Raw genomic sequence first — 6,613 nt, forward strand, 5'->3', positions numbered from 1 at the left:
GGACTCCAAAGGGAGCAGGTCATACACCCTGCGCGATACGCTCGAGATCGTCGATGAGCTCAACTTCAACTCCCAGAAGGCCAAGCACGAGCTCTCGGACCTCTACGAGACGCGCATCAAGCGCATGGGCAATGCCGGGCGAAACGGCGGCGAATACTACACGCCCCGCCCGCTCATCCGCGCGATGATCAAGGTGGTCGATCCGCAGATCGGCGAGACGATCTATGACGGGGCATGCGGCTCGGGCGGGTTCCTTGCCGAGGCGTCGGAGCATCTGCGCCGTGACGACCTGTCGGCGATCGAGTGGGCCACGCTCCAGCGCCGGACGTTCTACGGGCAGGAGAAGAAGTCCCTCGCCTACGTGCTGGGGGTCATGAACCTGATCCTGCACGGCATCGACGCGCCCTCCATCCGGCACACCAACACGCTGACCGAGAACGTGATGGACATCCAGGAGGCCGACCGCCACGACATCGTCCTCGCGAACCCGCCCTTCGGCGGCGGCGAGCGCAAGGAGGTGCAGCAGAACTTTCCCATCAAGTCGGGCGAGACGGCGTATCTCTTCCTGCAGCACTTCATGCGCAAGCTGCGCGCGGGCGGACGCGGTGCGGTGGTCATCAAGAACACCTTCCTGTCGAACACCAACGGGGCGAGCGTGGCGCTCCGCAAGGAGCTGCTGGAAAGCTGCAACCTGCACATCGTGCTCGACTGCCCCGGGGGCACGTTCCAGGGCGCGGGGGTCAAGACGGTGGTGCTGTTCTTCGAGAAGGGATCGAAGTCGCGCTCGGTCTGGTATTACCAGCTCGATCCGGGCCGGTCCTTGGGCAAGACCAACCCGCTGAACGACGAGGACCCTAAAAGAGTTCGTGGCTCTCCAGCCGGGGCGCGATAACAGTGCGCAGAGCTGGTCGGTGGACGTGGCCGACCTCGACGCCGAGACCTGGGACCTGTCGGTCAAGAACCCGAACGCGCCCGAGGAGACCCCCTTGCGCGCGCCTCGACAGAAGACGTCGAATTTGTCGTTGGCGTGAGAATGGCACAAGCGCAAGCGGAGAAAAAAGAGAAGCTCGCTGAGCAGGGAGAGAAGGCCCTTGCAGAAAGCGGCTATCAAGGGACCAATCTCTCTGAAATCTACACCGACTTCACTCGGGAGAAGTCCGTGTTCGATCCGGAAAGGCTTCAAAAGCTTGCTTTTCCAACTTTCCGGAGGTCTAGCACAACCTTTATACCGGTTTTTCGCTACCTTCGAGATGCTGGAATCAATAACGCGGAAGAATTGTATGGATCACCCTACACGTCCGCACGAGCGGTTTGCGAAAGGATAGCAGCAAAGAGTTATTCGTTATCATCTTACAGAAGTCAGTATGAAAAGCATTGGCAGGGCAAGACTACAGCCGAAATAATCGGCGAAACTTCTGTGGAAAAGGTGGCAATTTTTATTCCTCATCAAGACCCAAAAGAGGTTGATTTAGAGGCGCTGTGCGACTTTATTGAGAGCCATAACCCCGATGATTTTATTGATCCGTATTCATCTTTCTACAGAAAGCTGTGCTCTTTTTACGACAAGCTTGCCTACGGCTTCGACCTGTAAGAGATCGCACTAAAGCGCAATGTTCGAGTGCAGCGGCCGCATTGTCAAAAGACAGACACTTTTTTCCTGCGAAGCGAATTTTTTTCCGCGCCTTGTTCCTCCCCTAAGCATCTTCGTGCTCACCATTCCAGTCAGAAACCGTAATCTAAGTTCGGACCTACGCAGCGCCTTGTATGAAGGTCGGCTATAGGCCGGGCTGACAGGTCGAATGTCCTGAAGGACGTGGCATTGTGGATGATGGAGGGCAGCGAAGCGACTAGTATGAGCCGGCGCTTGGGTAGGCCGAGATCCAGTCAGTCTTTCGGCTAGATCTTGGCCAGTCATCCTCTCATTGCTCAAGTCGTGTGGCAGTCTGAATGCCAGCAAATTGAAACCCTGCTCCACGATGAAGCTGGATTCTGACAGCCTACTTCGTCACTCCGATGAACTTCATGGTCACCATTAGCTTGAGTGTTTGAGTCACATAATAATCCGGCAATTCCTATCCTCCCGGTTGGCAATGGCACCAATGTTCACCCCTAGGAAGATTCGAGTCTAGTATTTTCATCTAAAGGGATAGAATGCGATCGTCGGAAAGAAAATGGGAGGAGCCATGCGCAGCGCCTGGCATGAAGGTTGGCTCGGGGGCCTTGAGCTGGCCTGCCCCCTGAAAAGTGGTCCTCCCTGAAGTAGGCTTTCGAGCCAGATGGAGGACGAAGGAATGCCCCAGAAGAAGCACAAGCCGGAAGAGATCGTCGCGAAGCTTCGGCAGGTCGACGTGTTGGTGTCGCAAGGCCAGTCGGTGGCCGAGGCGGTGCGGTCGATCGGCGTCACGCAGTTCACATACTATCGGTGGCGCAAGGAGTATGGCGGCCTGAAGACGAACCAGGTGAAGCGTCTGAAGGAGCTGGAGAAGGAGAACGAGCGCCTTCGTAACGCTGTGTCGGACCTCACGCTCGAGAAGCTGATCCTAAGGGAAGCCGCGTCGGGAAACTTCTGAGCCCCGCCCGTCGCCGTCGCTGTGTCGATCACGTCATGCGGAAGTTCGGCGTCTCCGAGCGCCTCGCCTGCCGTGTGCTCGGTCAGCATCGATCGACCCAACGGAAGGTCCCGCGCGGTCGCCCCGACGAGGAGGCGCTCACTGCGGACATCATCACGCTGGCCTCGCAGTATGGGCGGTACGGCTACCGGCGGATCACGGTGCTCCTCCGGGAGGCTGGGTGGACGGTGAACGTGAAGCGCGTCGAACGGATCTGGCGGCGGGAGGGGCTGAAGGTTCCCCAGAAGCAACCAAAGAGGTCGAGGCTCTGGTTCAACGACGGGTCCTGTATCCGCCTGAGGCCAGAGCGACCCAACCATGTCTGGTCCTACGACTTCGTCGAGAGCCGGACCCATGACGGAAGGAGGTTCCGGATGCTCAACCTGATCGATGAGTTCACGCGGGAGTGCCTGGCGACCGGTTCACTGCGCGCGCGCCGATTGCTGCCAAGTCGACACAGCCCAAGCCGCCAGACCATGAACCGCGGCTATCGCCAGGGCCGCGCCCAGAAAGGCCAGCGGCATGGCAAGTGGACCGAAGAGGCTCGAGGCTGCGTCGAGAATCGCGGCCCGATACCGGAAAAGCGCCGCGGCGGAGGTCAGGGCGGTCAGGGGCACCACGACAACCGCCGAGGGCTTCGGACCCTGAAGATAGCCTCGTCTCCGTCCCGTTCGGATCAGCAGCGCGGCGTAGAGCCCGACCCCGGCAGATGTCGCCAGCGCGAGCCCCGCTGCTCCGAGAACGGGCGCGAGCACCAGCTTGAGCGTGACGTTGACCGCCGTCGCGGCGACAAGAAGGGTCAGTGGGGTGCGGGTGTCGCCTCGCCCGTGGAAGGCGGCAACCGCGGAGCGCACGCCCAGGGCCGGGACAAGCCCCACGGCGTAAGCCGCGAGGATCTGCGCGGAGGCACGGGCCTCCCCGAGGCCGAACGCGCCTCTGACGAACAGGATCTGGATCGCCCAATCGCCGAGCAGTGCCATGATCACCGTGATCGGAGCTCCGACGACGAGGCAGATCGTCAGGGCCCGATCGAGAACGCGGCGCATGCCCGCATCGTCCCCGAGCGCGGCGCGGCGGCCGATCTCCGGCAGGATCACCGTGCCGAGGGCCACGCCCAGCAAACCGATGGGCAATTGGTAGAGACGGTCGGCGTAGTAGAGGTGCGACAAGGACCCGGCCGGCAGGAACGTGGCGATGACGGTATCGGCGAAGATGGCGATCTGGAGGGCGCCCGTGGTCAGAACAGCCGGTCCGAGCCGGCGGAAGAACGTCCCGGTTTCCGGGGAGAGCCCAAGGCGCGGGCGAGGAAGGGCGATACCGGCACGCACGGCCGCGAGTGCAAGAAACCCCACCTGTGCCAGCCCTGCCGTCAGCACGCCCCATGCCGCAGCATGGGCCGCGCTCGGGTAGTGATCCCCCAGAAGGAGTGCGGTGATCATGCAGAGGTTAAGAAGGACCGGCGCGCCGGCTGCGGCGGCAAAGCGGTCCCGAGCGTTCAGAAGAGCTGAAAGGAACGCCACCAGCGACATGCAGAGAAGATAGGGGAAGGTGATCCGCGTCAGCGTGATGGTCAGCGGCCAGGTCGGGTCGGTGGACGACAATCCCGGCGCCAGAAGGCTCAGCATCCACCCGGTGGCACCCACGGCAAGCGCGAGCAGCGCGATATTTGCCAGCACAAGCCAGCCGAGCACCTGACCTCCGAGGGTGGTCGTATCTCCAGCACGCGCATCCGTCGCCGCCCAGGCCGGAAGAAAAGCCGCGTTGAACGCACCCTCGGCGAAGATGGCGCGGAAATGATTGGGCAGTCGAAACGCCAGCATGAAAGCGTCGGCCACCGGGCCCGCACCGAGTGTACCGGCCAGCAGGATGTCCCGCACAAAGCCCAAGATCCGGCTGGCGAGTGTCAGACCGGAAACCGTTCCCAGCTTGCGCAACATGCGACAGCTCCCTCACGACGCTTGTCCGCGCTGCTGACTTGCAGGGCGAGCCCGATTCAGATTGAAAACACGACTTGCTTTATCGTTTATTGCGAGAATACGCCATAGCGCCCGGCGGAGTCGATCATGAGCCTTGACCAGATATTCGTTCTCGCGCTGCTCGGGATCGTCTTCCTGAGCGTCTTCAGGGAAATTTATCCACCCGAGGTCACGACGCTCGGGGTTCCGCCGCCCTTCTGGCCACAGGCATCGTCGAGACCGGAGATTTCCTGACGGTTTTCAGCTCGTCCGCTCCGATCACCATCGCCATGATGTTCATCATCTCGGCGGCCCTCGAGCGAACCGGCGTGCTAGCCATCCTGGGGGAAGTCCTGAAGCGGCAGGCTCGGGGCTCCTTCCTGCGGACGATGCTCCTGATGATGATCGGCACCATGGGCGCCTCGGCCTTCATGAACAACACGCCCGTCGTGATCCTGCTGACCCCGATCATGATCTCGGTGACTTCCTCGGTCGGCGTCGGGCCGTCGCGGCTTCTGATCCCGCTCAGTTTCTCGGCGATCTTCGGGGGAACGCTGACCTTGGTTGGGACCTCGACGAACATCCTGATGAGCGGGGTGGCGCGTGAAGCGGGACAACCCCCGATCTCGATGTTCGAGATGACCTTGCCCGGCCTGATCTTTGCGGCCGTCGGCATGCTCTACTTGGTGCTGGCCGGTCGCTTCCTGCTGCCGGAACGCGCCTCCCTGAGCAGCCTTCTGGGACAGGAGAGCAAGCGCAAGTTCATGGCGCGGTTGCTCATCCCCCACGAGTCCCGGTATGTCGGCAAGCAACTGTCCGAGCTGCCTTTCAATACGGTTGAAACCTGGGTCCTCGATGTGGTGCGGGGCGAGGTCTCGATGCGGCCCTCGATGAACGATCTGACGCTGGAGGCCGACGACCGGATCGTGCTGAAGACGGGCACCGGCGAGCTTCTGGGGCTGAAGGAGAACGGCCAGGTCACTTTCCGGGACATGACCGACCGCGATCTCGAGCCGGTGACGGCAGATCAGACCATCACCATGGAAGCGAGTGTCGGCCCGAACTCCCATCTTCGGGGGCGGCCGATCCGGGACCTGAAGCTGCGCCGGAATACGGTGCGTACCTTATGGCGGTGCATCGCGCCGACCAGAACATCTCTCGCGACCTGCAGGATTTGCGGTTGCAGTTCGCGGACACCCTCCTGCTCGAGGGAACCCCGGAAGGCCTCCAGCGCCTGATGGAGGACGGCGGGATCATCAACCTCTCCGAGCCTTCGGAGCGGGCGACACGCCGCTCGAAAGCCTCGGTCGCCATCGTGACGATCTTCGGCGTGATGGGCCTTGCCGCATTGGACGTCATGCCTATCGCCGGGCTTGCCGTCATCGACGCCGTCATCGTGATGATGGCGCGCTGCGTCGATCCCGAGGAAGCCTTCGACGCCATCGACTGGCGCATCCTTTTCATGATCTTCGGAATGCTGGGCCTGTCGATGGGTATGGATGAGACGGGGACCGCAAGGGTCATCGTCGAGACGGTGGTCGGCGCGGTTGGCGGGATCGGGCCGATCGCCATCCTCGCCGCTGTCTACGTGCTGACCAGTGCCCTGACCGAGATGGGGTTGAACAACGCGGTCGCCGTTCTGATCGGCCCCATCATCATCGCCCTCGTCATCGAGCTCGGCTACGATCCGCGCCCCTTCATCATGGCGGTCATGTTCGCCGCCTCCGCGAGCTTCGCCACGCCCATCGGCTACCAGACCAACACATTCGTCTACGGCGCCGGGGGCTACAAATTCAGCGATCTCCTCAAGGTGGGACTTCCTCTCAACATCATCTTCGCGGCGTTGGCAGTACTGATCATCCCGATCTTCTTCCCGTTCTGAACAGGGGTAGCCGATCAATCGGGCATCCACGCACAAGGCGCTATCCGCTGCCGCACGCGACGTTCCGCGCGCTCGATCCAGAAGTCCCGGGCTTTGACCGCAACCTGATCGGGCGGTGGCGGCAGCGAGGCGCGGAAGGCTAGATCCGCAAGCACGGCCTGGAATTC

At 61.8% G+C, this 6,613-nt stretch carries 6 protein-coding genes and 1 pseudogene; 6 read left to right on the plus strand and 1 reads right to left on the minus strand.

Going from position 1 to position 6,613, the window contains the following annotated elements:
• The 3 genes and pseudogenes from RISW2_RS22275 to RISW2_RS24385 all read left to right on the plus strand — a co-directional run.
• Positions 1–892 (plus strand): HsdM family class I SAM-dependent methyltransferase (locus tag RISW2_RS22275; RefSeq protein ID WP_244437715.1); only part of this gene is annotated, 892 nt, incomplete at its 5' end.
• A gap of 141 nt (positions 893–1,033) precedes the next feature.
• Positions 1,034–1,591, plus strand: coding sequence for a hypothetical protein (locus RISW2_RS24880; RefSeq protein ID WP_156943971.1), 558 nt, complete (start codon positions 1,034–1,036; stop codon positions 1,589–1,591).
• Positions 1,592–2,291: 700 nt separating this feature from the next.
• Positions 2,292–3,025 (plus strand): annotated as a pseudogene (locus RISW2_RS24385) (IS3 family transposase); the annotation flags it as partial.
• A gap of 6 nt (positions 3,026–3,031) precedes the next feature.
• Here RISW2_RS24385 and murJ read toward each other — a convergent pair.
• Positions 3,032–4,546, minus strand: a complete 1,515-nt coding sequence (gene murJ / locus RISW2_RS22285; protein WP_084615534.1) for a murein biosynthesis integral membrane protein MurJ — start codon at positions 4,544–4,546, stop codon at positions 3,032–3,034.
• 126 nt (positions 4,547–4,672) lie between these two features.
• Here murJ and RISW2_RS25760 point away from each other — a divergent pair, with 126 nt between their 5' ends.
• The 3 genes from RISW2_RS25760 to RISW2_RS25770 are packed head-to-tail and all read left to right on the plus strand — an operon-like array spanning position 4,673 to position 6,446.
• On the plus strand, positions 4,673–4,819 hold the full coding sequence (locus tag RISW2_RS25760) for a hypothetical protein (protein WP_244437717.1): 147 nt from the start codon (positions 4,673–4,675) through the stop codon (positions 4,817–4,819).
• Positions 4,816–5,802 (plus strand): SLC13 family permease, encoded by a 987-nt coding sequence (locus RISW2_RS25765; protein WP_244437720.1) that lies wholly within the window; start codon positions 4,816–4,818, stop codon positions 5,800–5,802. The genes RISW2_RS25760 and RISW2_RS25765 overlap by 4 nt, the downstream gene beginning before the upstream one ends.
• Complete coding sequence (locus RISW2_RS25770; protein ID WP_244437718.1) at positions 5,745–6,446, plus strand: SLC13 family permease; 702 nt, start codon at positions 5,745–5,747, stop codon at positions 6,444–6,446. Before RISW2_RS25765 ends, RISW2_RS25770 begins: the two co-directional genes overlap by 58 nt.
• The last annotated feature ends 167 nt before the right edge of the window (positions 6,447–6,613 follow it).

This window comes from Roseivivax isoporae LMG 25204 (assembly GCF_000521865.1).
In the GTDB taxonomy this organism is placed as follows: Bacteria; Pseudomonadota; Alphaproteobacteria; order Rhodobacterales; family Rhodobacteraceae; genus Roseivivax; species Roseivivax isoporae.

Excerpts from the sequence above, each read along its gene's own strand:
- RISW2_RS25760 (WP_244437717.1), top strand. The coding sequence starts at position 4,673 with ATGAGCCTTGACCAGATATTCGTTCTCGCGCTGCTCGGGATCGTCTTC.
- RISW2_RS24880 (WP_156943971.1), top strand. The coding sequence starts at position 1,034 with ATGGCACAAGCGCAAGCGGAGAAAAAAGAGAAGCTCGCTGAGCAGGGA.
- murJ (WP_084615534.1), bottom strand. The coding sequence starts at position 4,546 with ATGTTGCGCAAGCTGGGAACGGTTTCCGGTCTGACACTCGCCAGCCGG.